The sequence below is a fragment of the Pseudoalteromonas sp. B62 genome, from assembly GCF_037162565.1.
Taxonomy (GTDB): domain Bacteria; phylum Pseudomonadota; class Gammaproteobacteria; order Enterobacterales; family Alteromonadaceae; genus Pseudoalteromonas; species Pseudoalteromonas fuliginea.
Map to the genome: position 1 here is coordinate 3,539,508 of NZ_JARLVB010000002.1, position 23,353 is coordinate 3,562,860.

Consider the following 23,353-nt stretch of genomic DNA (forward strand, 5'->3'; position numbering starts at 1 on the left):
TTTTAATTAATCAACTGTTGTTGTAGTTCATGTATTTCATCGCGAACAGAGCCCGCTTTTTCAAATTCTAGGTCGCTTGCGTATGCATGCATTTTGGTTTCTAACTGCTTAATTTGCACAGCAATTTCTTTCGCACTAAGTACCTTTTTAGACTCTTTACGAATAAGTTTAAGGTTGTCTTTAGGGCCGGCTTCTTCGCCTACATCCATTACATCGAGTATTTTTTTAGCCAGAGCATGAGGCTCTATGCCGTGCTCAACGTTGTAAGCATGTTGAATTTCGCGTCTGCGCGCAGTTTCGTCCATGGCCTTTGCCATTGATTTTGTAATTCTGTCGCCATATAAAATAGCGCGGCCATCTAAGTGACGAGCAGCACGGCCAATGGTTTGTATCAAAGAGCGAGCCGATCGTAAAAAGCCTTCTTTATCGGCATCAAGTATGGCAACAAGTGCCACCTCTGGCATATCAAGGCCCTCTCGAAGTAAGTTAATGCCCACTAACACATCAAACACGCCCGCACGTAAATCACGAATTATTTCAACTCGTTCTACCGTATCAATGTCTGAATGTAAGTAACGCACTTTTACGCCATGCTCACTTAAATAGTCGGTTAAATCCTCAGACATACGCTTTGTAAGTGTAGTTACAAGTACACGTTCGCCCTTCTCTACACTTTTATAAATCTCTGATAAAAGATCATCAACCTGATCCCCTACCGGGCGCACTTCTATAAGTGGGTCAAGCAACCCTGTTGGACGAATTACTTGCTCAGCAATTTCGCCTACGCAACGCTCTAGCTCAAAGTCGCCAGGCGTTGCCGATACATAAATAGTTTGTGGTGCTATGGCTTCAAATTCTTCAAAACGCAGCGGCCTGTTATCCATTGCTGAGGGCATTCTAAAACCATATTCAACAAGGTTTTCTTTACGGCTTCTGTCGCCTTTGTACATGGCGCCAATTTGCGATACGGTTACGTGCGATTCATCAATAATCATTAATGCGTCGTCTGGGAGGTAATCAAGCAACGTAGGCGGCGGATCGCCTGGCGTGCGACCCGATAAATAGCGACTGTAGTTTTCTATGCCTGAGCAATAACCTAGCTCCCGCATCATTTCTATATCGTATTGCGTACGCTGTGTTACGCGTTGCTCTTCTACTAATTTATTAGCACTGAGTAACTGCGCTCTTCGATCTTTTAGTTCTTCTTGTATTTTATCGATAGCCCCGAGTATTTTCTCACGCGGGGTAACATAGTGTGTTTTTGGGTAGATAGTGGTGCGTACTATGTGCTTTTCGATAGCACCAGTAAGCGGGTCGAAAATACTTAAGCGCTCTATTTCGTCATCAAACATTTCTACGCGTACGGCATAGGTATCTGACTCGGCAGGAAATATGTCGACCACTTCGCCACGCACGCGATATGTACCACGGCTAAAATCTACATCGTTACGGGTGTATTGTATTTCGGCGAGGCGGCGTAGCATATCGCGTTGATCGACTTTTTCGCCGACTTTTAAAAGCAGCATCATTTTCATGTATGATTTAGGGTCACCCAAACCATAAATAGCCGATACCGATGCCACAATAATAGTATCGCGGCGCTCAAGCAGTGCTTTGGTCGCACTTAAACGCATTTGTTCTATATGCTCATTTATCGAAGCATCTTTCTCGATAAATGTGTCGCTTGATACAACATAGGCTTCTGGCTGGTAGTAATCGTAATACGATACAAAGTATTCAACGGCATTTTTAGGGAAAAACTCTTTCATCTCACCATATAACTGAGCAGCAAGCGTTTTATTGTGCGCCATAATTATTGTTGGACGATTTAAATCGTTAATAATATTAGCCATGGTAAAGGTTTTACCTGTACCCGTAGCACCTAATAAGGTTTGGTGTGCAAGCCCCGCTTCTAACCCTTCGCACAGTTGTTTAATCGCGGTAGGCTGATCGCCTGCTGGCTTAAAATGTGATTTTAACTGAAAATGATCGCTCAACTATTGCACTCCCGTAATGATTGACTGCTCAACGCATCGAGCTCTTTCATAAACCATTTATATGCCACCATTGCAGTAAATAAATTACCCAGTGCCGCACCAATAAATAATCCAATTAAACCAGCTAGCTCATTACCTATATAAGCAAACGGTAGGTAAAAAACAAATAAACGAATAGTACTTAAAAACAGTGCATTCATTGGTTTATGTAAAGCATTAAACGAAGAATTAGATAATATGATCACCCCTTGCAAACCGTAGCTAAACGGAATGGTGTAAATAAAGAGTTTTATCACATCAATTACCATTTGTTCTTTACCAAAAATTTGACTAATAAAGCCTGAAAAAACAATAAGCAAAATATAAATAGCAAATTGCCAAATCATCACAAATTTTAAGGTACCAATATAAGCATCTTTTACTCTGCATAATTTACCCGCTCCAAAGTTTTGGCTCACAAACGGGGGTAATGTCATCGACAAAGCAAGTACAAGAATACTGGCTATAGATTCTATCCGGCTGCCTACCCCAAATGCGGCGACGGCTTCAGGTCCGTGATGTGCAACCATAGCGGTCATCACAGCCATTGCAACCGGGGTCAACATGTTTGCGCCTGCGGCGGGTAAACCTATTTTTAATATTTTACGAATAGCGCCTACCACCGTTTGCGACCCGGCTTTTAAACTCAACAACCGTTTTTTTACTATTAGTAAATATAAAATAATAACAACAGCAACCCCAGGGCAAGAGCATGAAAAAAGTCTATGCGTTCAGTACCTTTTCAAGGTAGGCTGTACTGCGCATAGCTTTTTTCTGTTTTGCGGGCATGCCTTTACTAAAGCTTTTTTCTGCTTTTAGCTGATTAAATGCGATGTGTCTCAGCCCCGCAAATACAGGTGCTGCACCTTCGCGCCTAATTCGACACTCATCTTCTTTAAATCCTACATCTAAACGCCAATGTAATCCATTTTCTATTTGCCAATGTTGTCGTGCTCCTCTCGCGAGTTCTTCCGCTGTTAAATTCGCTGAACTAATATAGTATCTATAGCATAACTCATTGCTTAATTTACCTTTTTCTTTTCTATAAGAAACAATAACACCCACTGTTTTTACACCTTCCCAGTGTATCGTTTCTGATAAACCGCTCACGTTATGGCTCACTGCACAGCACCTAAATTCTTCTCTATTTTTTTGATAATCGGCTTCGTTAAACAAGAGCCCATCAGATGCTTGTCGTGCTACCTCAGGTAATAACACATCTTCTATTTGTGACAGTAGCCTTTTATGGTTTGCTTTTACCGCAAGTAAGTAATCGGCTTCTTTACCAACTATTTTTTTTGCAATTGATTTTTGACACCCCATAGCGTCAATCGTTACTAAGCAGCCTTTTATCTCTAATAATTCAAGCAGCTCTGGCAACGCTTTTATTTCATTCGACTTTTTATCAACAGGGCATTGTGCCAAAACAACACCATTTTCGCATGCAAATGCACTGATCATATAAAGCGCATCGCGTCTATCTGACTGATTAAATGAACCTTTCAATCGTTTACCGTCAATAGCAACTACACCGCCTTGAGTTAATTTGGAGCAGGCTTTCATCCAAGAAGAAAAGGAATCTTGGAATTGCGTCATGTCAATACGGCTCATTACACGAGCAATTGTGTCATGGCGAGGGATCCCTTGTTCAAGAAGAACATATTTTCTGAGCCAATCTAGTCTATCATGACCAAAATCTTCAATCTCTTCCCAGCCCTGACAGCCTGAAACAACAGCGCTAACAGCTAAGAATATGATATCAAATAGTTTATGAACAACTTTACCTTGTTGGCGAGGGTCGTCGATTGATTCGAAATATTTAAATAGCTGAATGTTAGACATGGGGATGCTCCTTAAAAAAGGAGTATAAGATCATACTTTTAAGTCAAGGTAAAGTTCGTGATCTTGCCCTGACAGCAACCCCCATGCTATTACACTTGCAATAGCGGCACCTTGAATACCTAACGCAGGAATAGGGCCAAAACCAAATATAAGCATAGGATCGAGAACCGCATTTATAAGCCCCGCCCCGCCCATTACAATACTGGGCGTTTTAGTATCGCCACTGGCACGCAGTACCGAGTTACCAATCATTGGGGTTATTAAAAATACGCTACCGATAAACCATACATTCATGTATTCGTGTATTAAAGGAAGTACCTGCTCACCTGCGCCTAATAACGTAAATATGGGGTCGATTAGCAAATAGCCAATAAACGATAAAATAAGCACTAAAACAAAAGCAACCAATATTGAAACGCTTGCGTCAAAACGCGCTTCATCTATTTTGTTGCTACCTAAAGCTTTAGCTATAACTGCCGACGTACCAATACCTAACCCAATGGCTAAGCTAATAACTGTAAACGTAACAGGAAACGTAAAACTAACTGCAGCCAATGGCTCTGTGCCTAATAAGCTGATAAAAAATGTATCAACAATATTAAACATCATTAACGTGATCATGCCAAAAATCATCGGAATGGTCATGGTCTTTAATGTAGGCAAGATAGGATCGTTTAGTAAATCTGGGCGAGTCTGAGTTTTTGAAATTGCGCGCATGAAATAAATAAGCCTCTTTTACTGAGCAAATCATTTTAAAGCATCAAGACAATTCAAGCCACGGATTTATCAACAGATTTGAAGGAAACATAAAACTAACTATTCGACAAAACAGTAAAGATCTATTTTTAGATATTTTTGCTAAAATTGAGCACTAAGCCGCCAAAAAACAATTAAAACACATTTTAGTTACTTTTTTTACAAACCCCCGTTCATTACTGATGCATTTTCACACAAAGACATGCTTTATTTTATCGTAACGAAAAAATTCTCTCATCGAGTTAGATGATTTAAATTGATAATAGTAACCTGTTGTTTTTTAATGAAATAAAAATAATGATTTAAAAGCTTGAAATCGTTGTAGCACTCTAAAATGCTGGTGCCGCTGATGTTCTTAAAGTTTCATAAACAGAGTTATCCACAGAAACCGTGGATAACTCATTCAAGCCCGCATTTACAAAGGCTTTTAGAGTGATGCTTTTTTCACTCAGATCTGACTTATTACAAATATTCAATTTATCGCGTTTTTCTGGTTTTAGAGCAAAAACCATCTCGACATATAAATTGCCTTATTAACCTGATTATATTCTTGTGAAAAAAATGAAAGTATAACGCAACGTATTGATTGTATTATTTTTGAGCTCTGACAATATAATCACCATCGTACATATAAGTTGTAAAAAATAATTCACTTCTGTGATTATCGAAAATCAATTTAAAACTTTTACTTTTTTGACAAAACAGACCAACAATAAAAAATACAAACGTTACTTTTTATATTTTGTGCATATTTTTTACAGCTAAGCGGTTTAACATTGTATTTTATTTGCTCAAAGAACTAAGAAAGGCGATCTCAAAAATAGGCATATCGTCTAAAATCGTAACTCTATTTTTTAAAAGGTTCTTTAAATGAAGTCACAAAACACGCAGATCGAACATAAAAACAACGAATAACCACCTTTTTTAAATTTATAACTTTTATATGTTGACACTTTGCGGCGCGGTCATTAATATTTCGCCCCGTTGAAAGGCAAGACGCTTCCCCCTTAGCTCAGTTGGTTAGAGCGACGGACTGTTAATCCGCAGGTCCCCCGTTCGAGTCGGGGAGGGGGAGCCAAGTTTTTCAACCATAAACGATTCCCCCTTAGCTCAGTTGGTTAGAGCGACGGACTGTTAATCCGCAGGTCCCCCGTTCGAGTCGGGGAGGGGGAGCCAAGTTTATGTTTATGATGTAGTTCCCCCTTAGCTCAGTTGGTTAGAGCGACGGACTGTTAATCCGCAGGTCCCCCGTTCGAGTCGGGGAGGGGGAGCCAAATCATCATAATAAAATTTCTACTTTAGTTCCCCCTTAGCTCAGTTGGTTAGAGCGACGGACTGTTAATCCGCAGGTCCCCCGTTCGAGTCGGGGAGGGGGAGCCAATTCTAATAATTTCATAGACATTGATAGACATTGATAGACATTCATTCTAAATTCCACTACCCTCTGTTTTATAAATAAAAAAACAAATCGCGCTAATAATTTGCTCTGATTTACTAATCAGGATTTCATTCCTTCCCTTTTGAACTATTAAAAGACTGAAAAAATGGCTGGCTTTAAAAAACTTATCTTTATACAAATAATTTCTTGGTTATTATGTGTTGCAGCTGGAAGCTATTTCATTTCGGTAAGCTTTGATAATGCAGTAAGTGAAGCTCAAAAAAATGCGCAAGCTAGCGTTACCAACTATATAAACGACCTTTCTTTTGACGATAATTTAGTACAAAATTTAAAAAAATCATTGGCTGATGGTAAAACGTTCTCAAGCTTTACGTTACGAGATTACCAAGGCGCAGAAGTATTTAACGTTAACTCCCCTATTGACCTGCCACTATTTGCAGATTTTATACAGTCTATTTTTAACTCTGCCCGACCGCAGTTTGCGGTAAATAAGGCTGCAGATATAAAAGTTGAATTTACAGTTAATATTCAACACTTAGCTGAACAACTTCAAATATCACTTTTTATTATTATCTTTATTTCCGCTGTTTTAGTAATTATTCCTATTATTTTGATGCAATCTATTTTTTATCAACTAAATAAAAGTATCAGCATGACCGTCTCTGACGTTATCGATGTTTATATTAACCAAAACCAAGCCGGTGAATTAGAAACAGTGCTAGATAGCTCTAAACTGAAAAGCTTAGGAAAAGATTTAGTACCAAGTTTTAACCGCTTATCGCACTTTCTTAAAACAAAAAATGAATATATACAAAGTGAAGCGCTTAGTATTAAACACGAAGCATATAAAGATGTAATTACCGCGCTAGGTAATCGTAATATGTTTGTTGAGTACTACGAAAAAAATATTGAAAATAGCGAACAAAGTACTTTTGGTTCATTAGCAATGATTCGCTGTAGTGAGCTGCAAGCAATAAATCAAAGCCGTGGCTATCAAAAAGGTGATGAGTACGTAAAGGGTGTGGCTGATATAATTAAACATATAAGTGGCACGTATGCTGGCAGTCAATTATTTAGATTAAATAGTTCTGATTTTGCTGTTGTACTTCCCCATATACCACTTAAAGAAGCCGAACGCTTTGGCGAAAACTTACAATCTCGTTTCACTCAATATCAGCAGAATCAAGAATTAAGCTCAGTGGCTAATACCGGTATTGTTGGTTATGAAAAGGGTAAGCCGTTAGGCGAACTTCTCTCAGTTGTTGATAATGCGATGAGTATGGCGCAGTCTAAGCAAATTAATGCATGGCATGTACAGCGTGAATCCGATCTTGTAAATAATGTAAGTGCTGGGTTTGGTAATCAAAACTGGCGTAAAGTGATTAACGAGGTTATTGAGTCCAAACGAGTTCATTTGGTTATGCAAAATATTATGCCGCTTGGTAAAAGTATTAAAGCATACGCTGAAATTCAAGTTCGCTTTAAAACAGAAGATAATCAAGTTCTGCCTACAGCTTCATTTTTAGCTATGGCTGAAAAGCTTGGTATGGCAGTTGATATAGATAAATTAATTATCGATTCATCACTTGAAAAAGTTAAAAGTCGTAACCTTTCTGAAAAATATTTTGGTTTAAATGTCACGGCTTCAAGCGCTCATAACGATCAGTTTGTAATTTGGTTAGAGCGTCGCTTATTAAAAGATACCCATATTGCATCAAAACTTATTTTTGAAGTGAGCGAGTTCGGCTTACAACAAAATATTAAAGCAAGTAAGCGCTTTATTGATATGGTTCACCGAGTGGGCGCACGCGTAACTGTTGAACGTTTTGGTGTTGGTTTAACCTCATTTAAGTTTTTCCGCGATTTAAAACCTGACTTTATTAAAATGGATGCCAGTTATACTCGCGGCCTAGAAGATGATAAAAACAATCAGTACTTTATGCGCTTAATGGTCGATTTAGCCCACCGCATTGGTGTTAATGTTTTTGCCGAAGGTGTTGAGAGCCAAGAAGAAAAACATATTATAGAAACCTTGTGCTTAGATGGCGTGCAAGGTTATTACATAGAAAAACCTAAAGATATCTAAACCAATCAAGCAACATTGACTAATTTAAAAAGAGCACTTGTTGCTCTTTTTTGCTTTGTAAATCGTAATACAGTTATTTGGTGGCACCACTAACACTGCAAAGTAAAATGAATACCATACCAATCTGCTTATGTATGGGTCTATTTAACGTTAAGAAAATTACGCTAGAACTAAGCTAAAGTTTTTGTATCTAGTTGTTCTAAATAAAAAATTTTTAACGACGTTATAGTGCAATTTAATTCGTTAAATTGATCAAAGATTTATGCAGGTTGGTATTACATAACCTGAACACTGGTTAAGGGATTTACTAACGTATTGAGCCATGGTGATATTTAAATTTATTTTCTCTAGCCAGATATTTTCAGTGAAAACAAGGCGAATTTACACGTTAATAGCCAGCCTATATACAAGTAAACTCAACGCAGTTAGTGCTTAATTTACTTGCTCGGGATAGATTTATTATCCAGAGCTCAGGTTACATACGAATCACAGTATTTTTACATCTTTGTTGTTACCCCTTAAATTAATATTGTTTATTTAAATGATAATCACTGCATATGTTGTTAATCACACCAGAAAAAAGGATAATACACAGGATTTTTATAGCGTGAGGCTCGCATGACTGAATATGTCTTGTTATTGATTGGTACTGTTCTGGTTAATAACTTTGTATTAGTACAATTTTTAGGCTTATGTCCTTTTATGGGTGTATCAGGAAAACTTGATACGGCTATTGGTATGTCTTTGGCTACCACTTTCGTGCTTACGCTCGCCTCCGTCACCAGTTATTTAGTGAATCAGTATATTTTAATCCCACTCGACATAGAGTTTTTGCGCACAATGAGCTTTATTTTAGTAATTGCCGTTGTGGTGCAATTTACCGAAATGGTGGTACGTAAAACCAGCCCAACCCTATATCGATTATTAGGAATATTTTTACCACTTATAACCACTAACTGTGCTGTATTAGGTGTCGCTTTACTAAATATCAAAGAAGATCACTCATTTTTACAATCGGCAGTGTATGGTTTTGGCGCTGCGGTTGGTTTTTCGTTAGTGCTGGTATTATTTGCAGCATTACGTGAACGTTTAGCAGCAGCTGACGTACCCACTCCTTTTAAAGGCGCCTCTATTGCCATGATAACCGCAGGATTGATGTCGATGGCGTTTATGGGCTTTACCGGATTAGTGAAATTTTAATATGACCTTGTTTTATGCCTTAATTGCGCTTGGCTCGTTAGCGCTGGTTTTTGGGTTGATTTTAGGATTTGCCGCTATACGATTTCGCGTAGAGAGCAATCCCATTGTTGAGCAAATAGACACCATTTTACCGCAAACCCAGTGCGGACAATGTGGCTACCCAGGTTGTCGCCCCTATGCTGAAGCAATTGCAAATGGCGATGAAATAAACAAATGCCCTCCGGGTGGCGAAGCTACAATGAAAAAGCTTGCCGGCTTAATGGGAGTTGATGAAAAACCACTTGCCGGCGGCGAACAAGCAGAGCCAATAAAAACGGTAGCCTACATTCGCGAAGACGAATGTATTGGCTGCACTAAATGCATTCAGGCTTGCCCTGTTGACGCTATTTTAGGCGCGACTCGCCAAATGCACACGGTGTTAATTGATGAATGTACTGGCTGCGATTTATGTGTTGAGCCCTGCCCTGTAGATTGCATTGATATGCTGCCTGTAGCCGAAACTAAACAAAACTGGAAATGGCAGCTAGATGCTATTCCTGTTACACAAATAGATTAGAGGTTTGAGTGGATAAGTTACTTGAACAAATAAAAAAAGGGGTTGTTTGGCCATTTCCTGGCGGCATACACCCACCACAACAAAAATCACTCTCTAATAGTGCTAGCATTACGCGCCTACCATTGCCCGATAAGCTCGTAGTGGCGCTAAAGCAACACATAGGCGCAAACGGTAAGCTGCTTGTAGAAAAAGGACAGCGTGTACTTAAAGGCCAAGCTCTAACCTCCCCTGCTGCAAACTGGTCAGTGCCTGTACATGCCCCAAGCTCGGGTATTGTTACTGATATAGCACCAATGCCTTCTGCGCATCCTTCTGCATTACCTGAGCTGAGTGTTGTTATTGAACCAGATGGTAAAGATGAATGGGTGGCACTTAACCCAATTAATAATCCAACAACGCTTACCCACGACGAACTAGTAAATATAATTCATCAAGCCGGTATTAGCGGTATGGGCGGCGCAGGTTTTCCTACTTATGTAAAAGCTGACACAAAGCAACCGATTGAGTTTTTGATAGTCAATGCGGTTGAGTGTGAACCCTATATTACAGCCGACGATACCTTAATGCGTGAGCATGCAATTGAGGTAATTCAAGGCCTTGAACTCATTCAACAGTTGCTAAACCCAACGTTGTGTATTGTGGGCATTGAAGATAACAAGCCTGAAGCGATAGTTGCTATGACTAAGGCGGCTGAGCATAACGAAAAAATAATTGTGCAAACGGTCCCGACTATTTACCCATCGGGCGGTGAAAAACAACTTATTAAGCTACTCACTAATCGTGAAGTGCCAAGCGCCGGCATACCGGCTGACATTGGCGTACTTGTACAAAACACAGGTACGTTGTTTGCCGTGCAGCAAGCTGTATACGAAGGTAAGCCACTCATTGAACGGGTAGTCACTGTAACAGGTAATACTATTCATAAACCAGGTAATGTGTGGGCACTACTTGGCACTGAAATTAAACATTTACTTGATTGCCAAGGTTTTTCACCTGTACCACAGCAACGCGTTGTTATGGGCGGCCCGATGATGGGCTTTACTCTGCCAACAGTGCGGATTGGCATAGTTAAAACAACTAACTGTATTTTAGCGCCTGATCATAAAGAGCTAGCAGAACCCGGCCCTGAAAAAGCCTGTATACGCTGTAGTGCGTGTGCTGATGCCTGCCCTGCTTCTTTATTGCCACAGCAATTACAGTGGTTTGCTAAGTCAAAAGAATACGACAAACTACAAGAACACAATTTATTTGATTGTATCGAATGTGGCGCATGTGCCTATGTTTGCCCAAGTGAAATCCCACTTGTACAGTACTACCGTGTCGCCAAAGTGGAAATTAAAGAACAACAGGCTGATAAAATTAAAGCCGATCGCGCAAAAGAGCGTTTTGATGCACGTAAAGAGCGCCTAGATCGCGAGCAAGAAGAAAGACAAAACCGCCATAAACGTAAACCTGCTGCTAAATCGGCTGACGAAAAACAAAAAGTAGCTGATGCTTTAGCCCGCGTTAAAAACAAATCAGATAATGGCGATGAAAAATCAGCTGTTGCTGCCGCTATAGCCCGCGCCAAAGCTAAAAAGCTCGGTGATCAATCTGCGGAATTAGAACCTGATAATAGTGAAGTCGCAAAAGAACGCGCGCTACGTAAAGAACAAGCTAGAAAATATAGAGATCAAAAATCTCAAACAGATGAATCAGCCGATACTGCACCTGTTGATGATAAAAAATCAGCAGTGGCTGCAGCAGTTGCTCGCGCTAAAGCTAAAAAAGCAGCGCAAGCAAATGAAGGTACTGAGCCAGTCTTTAATGAAGCGCCACAAAGCGAAGCACCTGTTGATGACAAAAAAGCCGCCGTTGCCGCTGCTATTGCACGCGCTAAAGCTAAAAAAGCAGCACAAGCAAATGAAGGTACTGAGCCAGTCGTTAGTGAAGCGCCGCAAACCGAAGCACCAGTTGATGACAAAAAAGCCGCCGTTGCCGCTGCTATTGCACGCGCCAAAGCTAAAAAAGCAGCTAAAGCCTTAGAAAATGCAGAGCCTGCCGTTAGTGAAGCGCCGCAAACTGAAACTCCTGTTGATGATAAAAAAGCCGCCGTTGCCGCTGCTATTGCACGCGCTAAAGCTAAAAAAGCAGCTAAAGCAAATGAAGGTACTGAGCCAGTCGTTAGTGAAGCGCCGCAAACCGAAGCACCAGTTGATGATAAAAAAGCCGCCGTTGCCGCTGCTATTGCACGCGCCAAAGCTAAAAAAGCAGCTAAAGCACTAGAGAATGCAGAGCCAGCCATTAGTGAAGCGCCGCAAACCGAAACTCCTGTTGATGATAAAAAAGCCGCCGTTGCCGCTGCTATTGCACGCGCCAAAGCTAAAAAAGCAGCTAAAGCACTTCAAGATGCAGAAGCACCAAACGCACCCGATAATACCGACAATTCATCTAGCTCTATTGACGCTGACGTACCTAAATCAAGCGACGATAAGAAAAAAGCAGCTGTTGCTGCCGCTATTGCCCGAGCAAAAGCCAAAAAGTTACAAAAAGAAGGAAATGATCAGTCATGAAATTAACCATGGCCAGTTCGCCGCATAACCACAGTCATAAATCGTTAACGCGATTAATGCTTACCGTTATAGCTGCGTGTATTCCTGGACTCATTGCTCAAGTTGTATTTTTTGGCACTGGCGTGCTTATTCAGTTAGTACTGGCATTAACTGCAGTAACAGTTTTTGAAGCTGCCATAATGCTGATGCGCAAGCGCCCGGTTTGGCCTGCATTAAGTGATGGCAGTGCATGGCTAACCGCTGTGTTATTAGCGTTAAGTATTCCGCCTTTAGCCCCGTGGTGGATAATTATTATTGGTTGTTTATTTTCTATTATTATCGTTAAACAATTATATGGTGGCTTAGGGTTTAACTTATTTAACCCCGCAATGGCTGCCTATGTGCTGTTATTAGTTTCATTTCCGGTACAAATGACCTCGTGGTTACCTGTGTCTGAACTATCTAACCACGTTATAGGGTTTACTGAACAACTACGTATAATATTTACCGACTTCACCTCCATTGGTTATAGTTTAGATCAAGTCCGCGCAGGTATTGACGGCATCACTATGGCAACGCCTTTAGACACCATTAAAACCGATATTGGTCATGGTTTAACGGTTACCGAAAGCATGCAAAAAACATTATTCAATGAATGGGCAGGCCTTGGCTGGATGTGGGTTAATTTAGGCTTTTTAGCAGGTGGTTTATACCTATTAAAAGAAAAAATAATTAACTGGCATATTCCAGTCAGCTTTATTGCAAGCTTAGCTATATGCAGCGCCATTGGTTATATTGCCGCCCCAGGAACCGAGCCTGGTACAATATTTCACTTATTAAGTGGTGCTACTATGATGGGCGCATTTTTTATAGCTACCGATCCGGTATCAGCTGCCACAACTAATAAAGGTCGTTTAATTTACGGTGCTTTAATTGGCCTACTAGTGTATTTAATTCGTACTTTTGGTGGTTATCCTGATGCCGTTGCGTTTGCTGTACTGTTATTAAACATTGCAGTGCCATTGATTGACTACTACACGCAACCACGTACTTATGGCCATGGAGCAGTAAAATGATTATTTCATCAATGGCTAAAAATGGCGCTATTTTAACGGCATTTGCCCTTATAACCACGGGGCTCGTTGCGTCAATTAATGCATTAACCGCCGATAAAATTGCCGAACAAGAACAGCTACACCTAACGTCTCAGTTGCAAGAAGTGCTTGACCCGAGTACTTACGATAACGCGCTTTCAACCGATTGCGTTATTATTTCAGATGAACGATTAGGCCCTTATGCTAATCAAATAATTTATCGCGCCCGCAAAAATAACAAACCCGTTGCTCTTGTTGTAAGGCATGTCACACCAAGTGGTTACAGTGGCGATATTAACTTGCTAACGGCCGTTTTAAGTGATGGTACTATTGCAGGCGTGCGCACCACTAAACACGAAGAAACCCCTGGTTTAGGTGATAAGGTAGAAGTTAAAAAATCCTCTTGGATCACCACATTTAAAAGTTTAACAGTGCAAGGCGAAGACGATGCTCGCTGGGCCGTTAAAAAAGACGGGGGACAATTTGATCAGTTCACAGGAGCCACCATTACGCCTCGCGCAGTGGTTGGCTCAGTAAAAAACGCAGTGCTGTTCGCACAGAGTGAATTTGATGCTATTTTTGCCGCGCCTAACGCCAAATGTGCAGAGGTAACTAAATGAGCGAATTAAAAACATTATATAAAGAAGGTGTATGGGTAAATAACCCTGCCCTAGTGCAGCTTTTAGGTCTTTGCCCGTTATTAGCTGTTACCTCTACAATTACAAATGCACTGGGTCTAGGGCTTGCAACACTGCTTGTTTTAGTAGGCTCTAATATTAGTGTATCAATAGTAAGAAACTGGGTACCAAAAGATATTCGTATTCCGGTGTTTGTTATGATCATTGCAGGCTTTGTAACTATAGTGCAGTTACTCATGAACGCTTATACATTTGGGCTTTATCAGTCTTTAGGGATTTTTATCCCGCTGATTGTTACTAACTGCGCCATTATTGGCCGTGCTGAAGCCTACGCGTCTAAAAACCCAATTCACTTATCAGCCTTTGATGGCTTAATGATGGGTTTGGGCTTTATGATTGTGCTGGTCGTTTTAGGCGCAATGCGTGAACTCATTGGCCAAGGTACGTTATTCGACAGCGCCGACTTATTATTAGGCCCGTGGGCACAAAGCTTACGCATTGAAGTATTTAGCTTTGATAACCAATTTTTACTGGCCATTTTGCCACCCGGTGCCTTTTTAGGCCTGGGGCTGCTTATTGCAGCTAAAAACGTAATAGACGCACAAATAAAATCAAAACAAATCGCACCGCCAGAGGCTGAAAAAGGCCCTCGAGCACGTGTTACTAGCTTAACTTAAGGGGAAAGCGCATTAACTTAGCAAAAGCTAATGCGTTTTAAGTTGCATGAATAAAGAAAAACGTCACCAAATACTGTCGCGCCTGCGCGACGATAATCCACATCCAGTTACAGAGCTTGAATATTCAAGCCCATTTGAGTTACTAGTAGCAGTAACTCTTTCAGCACAAGCAACTGATGTAGGCGTTAATAAAGCCACTCGAAAGTTGTTCCCTGTTGCTAATACACCCCAAGCTATTTTAGATATTGGCCACGATACACTGCGTGATTACATTAAAACCATTGGCCTATTTAATTCAAAAGCGGCCAACGTTTATAAAATGTGCCAAATATTGGTTGATGAACATAACAGCATAGTGCCAGAAAACCGCGAAGCACTAGAAGCCCTACCAGGCGTTGGCAGAAAAACAGCTAACGTTGTACTCAATACCGCCTTTGGCTGGCCTGTAATAGCAGTAGATACGCATATATTTCGTGTTTCTAACCGCACTAAGCTTGCCATGGGTAAAGATGTTGTAGCAGTTGAACAAAAACTTGAAAAAGTAGTGCCTGCAGAATTTAAAGTAGACGTACATCATTGGCTAATACTGCACGGGCGTTACACCTGCGTAGCACGTAAACCTAAGTGTGGCAGCTGTATTATTGAAGACTTGTGTGAGTTTAAAGATAAAATAGAGTAACTATAGGCTGCTTTGAGCGATGAGAGGTCACTCAATTTTGTGTTGTATGAACGAAAATTTTACCGCTGTGTTATTCATTGTTAGCAATAAACTGATTGAAGTTATTAGGTGTGTAACGTTCAGAATTGTACCTAGATAATCTATTTGCTATTTTACGCCCTAACAGAAGGAAAATTTAAGGATTTAAGGATGATTCAACTACAGCGCTACCCAATGCCAGATCGACCAAGTAACCCTAGCCCTTTAGAAATGGCTATTTATAATTATGAATTACTAGCAAAAAAACACTATGACGATAAGCGTCGTAAATCTCCTGCATCTAAGGAAAAGCTGCAAAGAGATTACGACCATTTGCAAAAAGAACGCAAGCGTTTAGAGCACTTGCTTATTGCACAACAAAGCTTAGAGTCTTACCGTGCAGAAAGCGAAGGTACCTCTATTAAGGAGCTAGCAGAAGAAGAGCATCATCCGACGGAAAAACTTGCTAAGTTTTTACGAGCGGCAGGCGAGCCAAAACCGACTTCATATCATGAGGCGCATCACATTGTGTGTGGTAAGGGGCGATATAGACAACGTCTTACATATGCCACACGTTTAAGAATGCACTCGTTTGGTATTCGTATTAATGATCCTACGAATGGGGTATGGCTAAGAAACTTTGAAAAAAACAAGTCAGATGATTGGGCTACGCCTGACACTGTTTCTCATAGAAGGTTGCATCGTCATAATTATGAAGTTTGGGTGTCTACTAGTTTAAGAACCAAAGTAAGTAAACTTGATTTTGTAAATGCATTACGTGGCGTGAAAATAAAAATTAAAAATCATATGATGCCAGCCAGCGTTATGATGCGTAAAGATGCTAATTGGAATGGTAAATCATGAAGTTGTTCTCGTTAAAGCCAGTTACTAATTCTTACGACATGGTTGAGTGGGACATACTTTCATTTTCTGAAAAAATACAACCAATGTTGCCACCTAATCAAGATGCTTGCATGTTTCTACTTGATATCCATATGAATAATGACTCTTTATTAGAGTATTGGCCTCAAAGTTATGAGTTGTCTTTTTTACCTGGTTACCTAAAAGATAACTACGATATAAGTATCATGGATGGATTTATCGCTCTTAGGATGAATGCTTATGAAGCTTTAAAAGATTTATTAGCGCCTCTAGGTGAGTTTATTGAAACAAAAGCTGATGGTGAGCCTATTGTAATTTTTAATTTGCGTACATTTGGACAAGAAGATGAAGCAAAATGTGAACGCGAATATTTAGATGGTTATCCTCTAGATTATATCAAGATTGCTTTCATAAATGATGATGTAAAAAATAAGCCAGTTTTTAAAAGCAAGTTTACAGGTGGTTCTCGTTTGTTTTGTACTGATAAGTTTAAATCTGCTGTAGAAGATAATGGATTGACGGGTGTTTATATTGACGAAGATCTCGATAATATTTTTTCTAATTAAGTTAATTTAGGTGAATAAAATCTTATTCAGAGATATTGTGTAAAACTAAAAAACGACCTTTAAAACCCACTATTCTATTTTAGTGATTTCAAAGCCCACGTGGATGTGGGTTTTTTAACGCCTAAATAAATCGGGAACTGTATACTAATTAACTCTAACGCCTCTTCTAATGGTTGGCGTATAAAAACTTAATGCCTAATTTGTAGTAGACCACATCTCAGTTACAGTTTGAAAAGAGGGTTATAATTTTCCCTGACAGTCCTCAATGAGCGATAAGCAGTCATTGAGATTGACCAAATGTAATTGCTTATTGAGCAGAATTTAGGTGTAATGGATACATAGTTAACGCTGAGCAATGTAGGGAAATAAGTAAGCTGATTTAGCTAAAACCTCTAAAAGCAAACTCCCATAGCTTAAACAACACCTATCCTGACACATCGAACAGGTAACGACTCAGCCCAACAAGCGATTATGCAACACAAACTGCGTATCGTATTAATACTAAAATATTAGTCGTTAAGGAAAGGTATGAAGTTTTCCCATAGATTTGGTTTTGACCCAGAGTATAAAAATGAACCAATTAGCGAAGAAGCCCCAAATTGGTTGAAAAGCCTTTTCTTTATTAATGTTTTGGAGCCTCTCCTTTATATTGATGGTGATAGCCGTCAAAAGAATGAAGAATCAAAACCGCTGGGAGTTAAAGACTTAATTGAAAGGTTATGTGCAGAAAATGGGCACGAAACTGACTCCGAAGATTTTGACTCATGGACATGTTGGGATGCATTGAAATCCAGACTTATGAATCTCGAATGGTATCAATTTTATGACTTTGTTGAAATTACAGCGATAAAGATTAAAGAACAGGAAATAGAGTACAGTTCAGCATGGGAAAACTCGCGATTCGAATTATTTATGTTTCCGTCATATAGGCAAAAGGTAAATGATTTATTTTCACAGCATAAAATTCAGTGGAAATTAAATGATGCTGGTAAATTAGAGACCCCACTTCCCAAAGATCTTGAAACAAGAGTATCTGCTATAGACTCTACTTTGCAGGATAAATTTGAACCCGCAAGAGTCCATTATTCCAAAGCTCGATCTTATATATTGAGCCCAAGTAAGGATCCTGAGAATTCAATTAAAGAGTCCGTAAGTGCAGTTGAGAGTGTTTGTAAAACTATCTATCCCAAATGCTCTACGCTAGGTGATGCACTAAAGGCAATGAAAAGGGAGCAACTTATTTCTCCTATGCTTGTAACAGTTTTTGAGAAGTTTTATGCATATACAAATGCTGAACCAGCGGTAAGGCATGGTAGTAATAAAATATCAGGCGTTGGCGAGATGGATGCAGAATTAGCGTTACATATGTCAGCTGCATTTATAAGAACGATAATTTCTAGAAAGTCGTAATTGACTGCTAATAAGAAATTAAATAAGGACAAAATGAAATCAGGATGACACCCATCCTAATTATTGCGAAAAAAGCCAATAAAAACAGCATGAAGTGTGCATTGCTATAAATAATGAATCATTAAAAAAGCAGAGCTATGTAGACAAAATGAAAGTAAAAATAGACAGCCCAATCGGACGACGATAGCTGTTTATTAAAGAATGGCAAACGACTAGGCTGTATTGAACCGGCTTTCCTTTAAATAAAAAGCGGTATATTACGGGAATAAAGGGATGAACAAACTGACCCTACGAGGTCAAATGAAAGTGAATGCCTTACTTGAAGCTGCAGCAACTGTATTGTCTTGCTCATAATATAGAAAAGCTGCAAAACACAATGCACTGAGAAGGGGAAGCCTTTTTACTCTAAATAAAAGCCACTCAAACACCCGTAATCCCTTCCAAACGCCAATTAAAACAACACTAAACCAGCTTTTTATATTCGATGAAAAATACAGTAATCGATTGAACCCAAATAGGAACTCAGCTATGGTTTATTCATAAATAAAAAACGAGTTAATCTACAGGCTCGTTAGCTTTTCTAGCCCCTCAATTAAACTTTTAGTCTATTGACATAATTATGAAATCAGAAAATATTTTTGAAATATCAAATTTAATAAAAAACAGTAAATTAGCTATATTTTTTGGAGCTGGTTTAGATTTTTATTCGGGTGTGCCGTTAGTGAAAGGGGAACACGGGATAATGACAAAAATATTGTCCCAACTACCTTTTTCAGCTGAAGATAATGATTTTTTATTGAATATGTCAAACATGCCATTTGAAGCGTTTTTTAGCATACTAGGAAAACATAGCAACATTGATCACTTACTTGAGATATTCAATATTGGAAAACCAAATAAGAATCATTATATTATTGCAAAAGCCATTAAGTGTGGCTATATAAAAACAGTAGTGACAACAAACTTCACTGAACATATAGAGCAAGCTCTTGAATTTGAAGGGATGGTAGAAGGTAAAGACTATCTGGTGGCTAGAAGTGATAGTGATTTCATGTCGATAGATTTAGAAGGTGTGCTGCCAGTATTAATTAAAATACATGGTTGTATCTCAAGAAAAAGAAGATCTTGTTATAACCATAGAAAAGGTAGCTAAAAAAGCTGCTATTTCACCAAGAGAGAGAATAGTTGAGCACCTCGTTTCATCTGTTCAACATGAAGCAGTATTAGTTATGGGTTACAGTTGCTCAGATGTATTTGACTTAACCCCAATGTTTAAAAGGGGTAGTTGTAAAAACAAAATTTATCACCTTAATCACGAACATTCAAAGAACAGACTAGACTCCTTGGTTTTTAGTGAAAACCTTGGGGATTTTAAAGGATTTTATCACCCTAATGCAAAAGGGGCTTTAATCCAAGCAAATACAGATTTTGTAATAGACGAGCTAGCTCATCAAACGGATAAATATTTTAGCTCGCGGGTCTGTGCTTTATCCAATAAGCAGTTAACTGAATTTCAAGATAAAGTATCGAAACTTATCGAATCATGGGCTTTACAATTTAACTCCATTAAATCCAATGCTTTTTCATACTTTATCTCAGGTGAACTACTAAATAATGCTTCTCAAAAGATAAGTGCGATTCCTTACTATGAAGAATCCTTAAAAATTTCTATCTTAGAACACGATCTAGAAATTGAATGTATGGCGCTCAACCATCTAGCGTTTCTCTATGCGTCTTCTAATCCCAAGCAAGCTAAATTATATTCAGAGCGAGGATTTAAAATAGCAAAATCAATTAAAGACAAAAAAATGATGAGTCTGCATCTAAGGAATTTAGGTGTAAGTGAGAGGAATCAGAGTAATTTTGAAGAGTCTCTTTTTAATTTAACAAAATCTTTGAAACTTTGTTCTATATCTGACATGATTTTTCGTGGAAAAGTGCATATGGAGATAGGTATTTCATATAAAGCAATAGAAAAATATAAGAGTGCAGAAACTCATTTTTTAAAGGCCTCCGAATTATTCAAAGTTATTGGTAGTGTTACAGATGTTGGTTGGAGTATAGGGAATTTGGGGAATATTTACTTCCATCATTTTAACTGTTACAAAAAAGCAGAAATCAATTATAAAGAGGCTTTAAATATAGCAAAAAAATGGACCATACTTTCAATATAGGTGTATGGACAGGAAACTTAGGAATTATGTACCTTCGTCAAGGTAAATTACAAAAAGCATTTGTAGCAATGAATGACGCTCTTTCTATTGCTATTGAGTGTGGTGATAATATTGGGCAAGGGAAGTGGCATGAGAATATTGCCGAGTATTTCGTGCTGTCTAGGGAGTTTAAGTATGCCGCAATGCATTTAGATAAAAGTATAGAGATAGCCATTTCACTAGGTGACAGCTCAGGTAAGGAACGACGATTAATTGCGCTAAACTCTTTAAATAATGTGTAATTCGTATGGCTTTAACAGGTTATAATAGCGCAAAGCTAACAAGTGACTAAGGTTATGAGTGTCTGCAACTGGCACTCTTCAACCACTCGACAACATAAAATATTGATAATAATTGGCAAGGTATTTTACTGTGTCGGATGGCACTTCGCTTATTCGACCTACACTGGCAGAAAACTGCCCATCAAATAGGTATAATTTTTATACTGTAGTGGTATAAAACTTAAAAGGAAGTATATTACCGTTGATAATGATCAAAATCTTTTTGCTTACGATGGAAACAGAAAACACATGAATTTCATTGCGCCTCTTATTTGTAGTAGCCAATGAAACAGCCCAATTATTAGAACATTATCAAAGTATTAATTTCACAAGTTACACTCCTTTGGTTATGCTATTGAGCATTATAAATCTTATTGCGAAAACCTCTATGCTACCTCTACTTCGTATCTTGATAATTGAGCAAGACCCAACCACTTTACAAGGGCTTTCAACGAATCTGTCAAAGACTATTCCTAACTTTGAGCGTGATGATATTCATATCGATATTATTGAATGCCTTGAGCTTAAACGCGCGTTGGAACATGTAGCGGAAGATGGTGATATTCAAGCCGTGGTTCTAAGCTGGGATATGCACAATAAAGTGGGTGAGCGTATGTATAGCCGCTTTATTGAAGAGTTAAAGGCTATTCGTCTTGAGCTGCCGGTTTATGTTGTTGGCGACGACACCAAAGGGCTGGAAATCGTTAACGAGTCAGAAGAAATTGAATCGTTTTTCTTTAAAGATGAAGTAATTTCTGACCCTGAAGCAATTTTAGGTTATATGATCAACGATTTTGACGACCGTTCGGAAACGCCATTTTGGACGGCGTATCGTCGTTATGTGGGCGAGTCAAACGATTCATGGCACACACCGGGGCATAGCGGAGGTTCTAGCTTTAGAAACTCTCCTTATATTAAAGATTTTTATCAGTTTTATGGCCGCAATGTATTTGTTGGCGACCTGTCGGTGTCGGTAGATTCGCTAGGCTCATTGTCAGACAGCACGAATACTATTGGTCGCGCTCAAGAATCAGCAGCGGCAACGTTTGAAGTTAAGCACACCTACTTTGTTACAAACGGCTCGTCCACCTCAAATAAAATTATTTTACAAACACTCCTGCGTAAGGGAGATAAAGTAATTGTTGACCGTAATTGTCATAAATCAGTCCACTATGGCATTTTGCAATCTGCCAGTTACCCCATTTATTTGGCGAGTATTTTAAATCCAAAATATGGAATTTTCGCGCCACCGTCGTTGGCCGACATAAAGTTAGCAATTGAAAACAATACTGATGCTAAATTACTGGTGCTTACAGGTTGTACTTACGATGGCCTGCTTAGCGACCTGAAGCAAGTCGTAGATTACGCTCATCAATATGGTATTAAGGTGTTTATTGACGAGGCATGGTTTGCATACTCTTTGTTTCATCCTAGCTTTCGCTATTATTCTGCAATACATGCTGGGGCCGACTACATTACGCATTCCGCACACAAAGTAGTTTCGGCATTTTCTCAGGCGTCTTATATCCATATTAACGACCCCGATTTTGATGCTGATTTTTTTCGAGATATTTACAGTATCTACGCCAGCACATCGCCCAAATATCAGCTTATTGCGTCTCTTGATGTATGCCAAAAGCAATTAGAGATGGAAGGCTATAAGTTGCTCAATGCGCTGCTAAATCATGTTGACGAATTTAAACAACAGATGGCGTCGCTCAAGCACATTAAAGTGCTAGGTAAGCAAGACTTTATGGATATATTTCCGCACTTTAGCGGTGATAACATGGGCCACGACCCGTTAAAAATACTCATTGATATTAGTGAGCTACCTTATTCATTAAAAGATATTCATAAATATTTACTGGACGAAATTGGTCTAGAAATAGAAAAATACACGCACAGCACTATCTTGGTTTTACTCACGCTTGGCGGCACACGTTCGAAAATAATTCGTTTGTACAATGCATTGAAAAAGCTAGATGGGGGCAAAGTGAAGCTGTCGAAATCGACGCGCAGAGCCCGCTTACCAGAAAATTTACCCGCCATCGATCTAGCGTGTATTCCAAGCGATGCTTTTTATGGCGAGCGCGAATCGGTGCCTATTAGCAAAAGTAACAACCGCATTTGCGCTGGTTTAGTTACCCCATATCCGCCAGGTATTCCGCTTTTAGTGCCGGGCCAGCATATTACTGAAGATCACATTGAATATTTGCAGGAATTGGCAAGCCAAGGGCTGACAATTCAAGGCAGTTTTGATGGTGAAATTTATGTACTTAAGGGAAAGGTTAAGAAGTAACGGTATTCGTTTAGTACTATCGTTATCGCTGGGCAGTAATGTCGCAAGACATTGCTGCTGTATGAAGCGTTATTGTATGAGTGATAATTCCAGATTACACCGATAATTTAATGCAAGCGCGTAATTAACAGTTGTTCCACTTTAATATCATTAATGTTTATGACTTCGAGTTTATAACCGCCATTAACGA

At 39.2% G+C, this 23,353-nt stretch carries 17 protein-coding genes, 4 tRNA genes and 3 pseudogenes; 20 read left to right on the forward strand and 4 right to left on the reverse strand.

Annotated features, from left to right (window positions below; translation table 11 throughout):
• Positions 1–2 precede the first annotated feature (2 nt).
• The 4 genes and pseudogenes from uvrB to P4S71_RS20465 form a co-directional block, all read right to left on the reverse strand.
• Positions 3–1,997 carry an excinuclease ABC subunit UvrB gene (uvrB, locus tag P4S71_RS20450; RefSeq protein WP_007378930.1) on the reverse strand — a complete coding sequence of 665 codons (1,995 nt, stop codon included), beginning with the start codon at positions 1,995–1,997 and terminating at the stop codon, positions 3–5.
• Positions 1,994–2,734: pseudogene (locus P4S71_RS20455) on the reverse strand (MATE family efflux transporter); the annotation flags it as partial. The pseudogene P4S71_RS20455 and the gene uvrB, both read right to left, overlap by 4 nt.
• Positions 2,735–2,759: 25 nt before the next feature.
• Positions 2,760–3,878 carry an ISAs1 family transposase gene (locus tag P4S71_RS20460; protein WP_007378406.1) on the reverse strand — a complete coding sequence of 373 codons (1,119 nt, stop codon included), beginning with the start codon at positions 3,876–3,878 and terminating at the stop codon, positions 2,760–2,762.
• Positions 3,879–3,953: 75 nt separating this feature from the next.
• A pseudogene (locus tag P4S71_RS20465) lies at positions 3,954–4,595 on the reverse strand (MATE family efflux transporter); the annotation flags it as partial.
• Positions 4,596–5,635: 1,040 nt separating this feature from the next.
• On the opposite strand from P4S71_RS20465, the gene P4S71_RS20470 reads away from it, so the two are divergent.
• The 20 genes and pseudogenes from P4S71_RS20470 to P4S71_RS20560 all read left to right on the forward strand — a co-directional run bounded on the left by P4S71_RS20470 (position 5,636) and on the right by P4S71_RS20560 (position 23,163).
• Positions 5,636–5,712: transfer RNA gene (locus P4S71_RS20470), tRNA-Asn, on the forward strand.
• A gap of 21 nt (positions 5,713–5,733) precedes the next feature.
• A tRNA-Asn gene (locus P4S71_RS20475) sits at positions 5,734–5,810 on the forward strand.
• A 21-nt stretch (positions 5,811–5,831) separates the two neighbouring features.
• Positions 5,832–5,908, forward strand: a tRNA-Asn gene (locus tag P4S71_RS20480).
• Positions 5,909–5,937: 29 nt separating this feature from the next.
• Positions 5,938–6,014, forward strand: a tRNA-Asn gene (locus tag P4S71_RS20485).
• Positions 6,015–6,178: 164 nt separating this feature from the next.
• Positions 6,179–8,119: an EAL domain-containing protein gene (locus tag P4S71_RS20490; RefSeq protein ID WP_149606163.1), complete on the forward strand. Its 1,941-nt coding sequence runs from the start codon at positions 6,179–6,181 to the stop codon at positions 8,117–8,119.
• A 618-nt stretch (positions 8,120–8,737) separates the two neighbouring features.
• Positions 8,738–9,319, forward strand: a complete 582-nt coding sequence (rsxA, locus tag P4S71_RS20495) for an electron transport complex subunit RsxA (protein ID WP_008134172.1) — start codon at positions 8,738–8,740, stop codon at positions 9,317–9,319.
• A 1-nt stretch (position 9,320) separates the two neighbouring features.
• Positions 9,321–9,875 (forward strand): electron transport complex subunit RsxB, encoded by a 555-nt coding sequence (gene rsxB / locus P4S71_RS20500; RefSeq protein WP_007379057.1) that lies wholly within the window; start codon positions 9,321–9,323, stop codon positions 9,873–9,875.
• Positions 9,876–9,883: 8 nt separating this feature from the next.
• Positions 9,884–12,427 (forward strand): electron transport complex subunit RsxC, encoded by a 2,544-nt coding sequence (gene rsxC, locus P4S71_RS20505; RefSeq protein ID WP_337151404.1) that lies wholly within the window; start codon positions 9,884–9,886, stop codon positions 12,425–12,427.
• Positions 12,424–13,482: an electron transport complex subunit RsxD gene (gene rsxD, locus P4S71_RS20510; protein ID WP_337151405.1), complete on the forward strand. Its 1,059-nt coding sequence runs from the start codon at positions 12,424–12,426 to the stop codon at positions 13,480–13,482. The genes rsxC and rsxD overlap by 4 nt, the downstream gene beginning before the upstream one ends.
• A complete protein-coding gene (rsxG, locus tag P4S71_RS20515; RefSeq protein ID WP_337151406.1) occupies positions 13,479–14,120 on the forward strand; it encodes an electron transport complex subunit RsxG in 642 nt (213 codons plus the stop codon). Before rsxD ends, rsxG begins: the two co-directional genes overlap by 4 nt.
• Positions 14,117–14,815 (forward strand): electron transport complex subunit E, encoded by a 699-nt coding sequence (locus P4S71_RS20520; protein WP_096792791.1) that lies wholly within the window; start codon positions 14,117–14,119, stop codon positions 14,813–14,815. The genes rsxG and P4S71_RS20520 overlap by 4 nt, the downstream gene beginning before the upstream one ends.
• 46 nt (positions 14,816–14,861) lie before the next feature.
• A complete protein-coding gene (gene nth / locus P4S71_RS20525; protein ID WP_024611069.1) occupies positions 14,862–15,494 on the forward strand; it encodes an endonuclease III in 633 nt (210 codons plus the stop codon).
• A gap of 189 nt (positions 15,495–15,683) precedes the next feature.
• Positions 15,684–16,376 carry an AHH domain-containing protein gene (locus P4S71_RS20530; protein ID WP_337151407.1) on the forward strand — a complete coding sequence of 231 codons (693 nt, stop codon included), beginning with the start codon at positions 15,684–15,686 and terminating at the stop codon, positions 16,374–16,376.
• The gene (locus P4S71_RS20535; RefSeq protein ID WP_033040941.1) at positions 16,373–16,960 is read left to right on the forward strand and encodes an imm11 family protein; all 588 of its coding nucleotides are present in this window, start codon (positions 16,373–16,375) and stop codon (positions 16,958–16,960) included. The genes P4S71_RS20530 and P4S71_RS20535 overlap by 4 nt, the downstream gene beginning before the upstream one ends.
• A 528-nt stretch (positions 16,961–17,488) precedes the next feature.
• On the forward strand, positions 17,489–18,370 hold the full coding sequence (locus P4S71_RS20540; protein ID WP_337151408.1) for an AbiJ-NTD4 domain-containing protein: 882 nt from the start codon (positions 17,489–17,491) through the stop codon (positions 18,368–18,370).
• 109 nt (positions 18,371–18,479) lie between these two features.
• Positions 18,480–18,755 (forward strand): annotated as a pseudogene (locus P4S71_RS23215) (hypothetical protein); the annotation flags it as partial.
• A gap of 234 nt (positions 18,756–18,989) precedes the next feature.
• On the forward strand, positions 18,990–19,523 hold the full coding sequence (locus P4S71_RS20545) for a hypothetical protein (protein ID WP_337151409.1): 534 nt from the start codon (positions 18,990–18,992) through the stop codon (positions 19,521–19,523).
• Positions 19,468–20,544 (forward strand): tetratricopeptide repeat protein, encoded by a 1,077-nt coding sequence (locus P4S71_RS20550; protein WP_337151410.1) that lies wholly within the window; start codon positions 19,468–19,470, stop codon positions 20,542–20,544. Before P4S71_RS20545 ends, P4S71_RS20550 begins: the two co-directional genes overlap by 56 nt.
• The gene (locus P4S71_RS20555) at positions 20,523–20,825 is read left to right on the forward strand and encodes a tetratricopeptide repeat protein (RefSeq protein WP_337151411.1); all 303 of its coding nucleotides are present in this window, start codon (positions 20,523–20,525) and stop codon (positions 20,823–20,825) included. The genes P4S71_RS20550 and P4S71_RS20555 overlap by 22 nt, the downstream gene beginning before the upstream one ends.
• 427 nt (positions 20,826–21,252) lie before the next feature.
• A complete protein-coding gene (locus tag P4S71_RS20560) occupies positions 21,253–23,163 on the forward strand; it encodes an aminotransferase class V-fold PLP-dependent enzyme (RefSeq protein ID WP_033016109.1) in 1,911 nt (636 codons plus the stop codon).
• The last annotated feature ends 190 nt before the right edge of the window (positions 23,164–23,353 follow it).

Excerpts from the sequence above, each read along its gene's own strand:
- P4S71_RS20460 (WP_007378406.1), bottom strand. The coding sequence starts at position 3,878 with ATGTCTAACATTCAGCTATTTAAATATTTCGAATCAATCGACGACCCT.
- P4S71_RS20490 (WP_149606163.1), top strand. The coding sequence starts at position 6,179 with ATGGCTGGCTTTAAAAAACTTATCTTTATACAAATAATTTCTTGGTTA.
- rsxA (WP_008134172.1), top strand. The coding sequence starts at position 8,738 with ATGACTGAATATGTCTTGTTATTGATTGGTACTGTTCTGGTTAATAAC.
- rsxB (WP_007379057.1), top strand. The coding sequence starts at position 9,321 with ATGACCTTGTTTTATGCCTTAATTGCGCTTGGCTCGTTAGCGCTGGTT.
- rsxD (WP_337151405.1), top strand. The coding sequence starts at position 12,424 with ATGAAATTAACCATGGCCAGTTCGCCGCATAACCACAGTCATAAATCG.
- rsxG (WP_337151406.1), top strand. The coding sequence starts at position 13,479 with ATGATTATTTCATCAATGGCTAAAAATGGCGCTATTTTAACGGCATTT.
- P4S71_RS20520 (WP_096792791.1), top strand. The coding sequence starts at position 14,117 with ATGAGCGAATTAAAAACATTATATAAAGAAGGTGTATGGGTAAATAAC.
- nth (WP_024611069.1), top strand. The coding sequence starts at position 14,862 with ATGAATAAAGAAAAACGTCACCAAATACTGTCGCGCCTGCGCGACGAT.
- P4S71_RS20530 (WP_337151407.1), top strand. The coding sequence starts at position 15,684 with ATGATTCAACTACAGCGCTACCCAATGCCAGATCGACCAAGTAACCCT.
- P4S71_RS20535 (WP_033040941.1), top strand. The coding sequence starts at position 16,373 with ATGAAGTTGTTCTCGTTAAAGCCAGTTACTAATTCTTACGACATGGTT.
- P4S71_RS20540 (WP_337151408.1), top strand. The coding sequence starts at position 17,489 with ATGAAGTTTTCCCATAGATTTGGTTTTGACCCAGAGTATAAAAATGAA.
- P4S71_RS20545 (WP_337151409.1), top strand. The coding sequence starts at position 18,990 with ATGAAATCAGAAAATATTTTTGAAATATCAAATTTAATAAAAAACAGT.
- P4S71_RS20550 (WP_337151410.1), top strand. The coding sequence starts at position 19,468 with ATGGTTGTATCTCAAGAAAAAGAAGATCTTGTTATAACCATAGAAAAG.
- P4S71_RS20555 (WP_337151411.1), top strand. The coding sequence starts at position 20,523 with ATGGACCATACTTTCAATATAGGTGTATGGACAGGAAACTTAGGAATT.
- P4S71_RS20560 (WP_033016109.1), top strand. The coding sequence starts at position 21,253 with ATGCTACCTCTACTTCGTATCTTGATAATTGAGCAAGACCCAACCACT.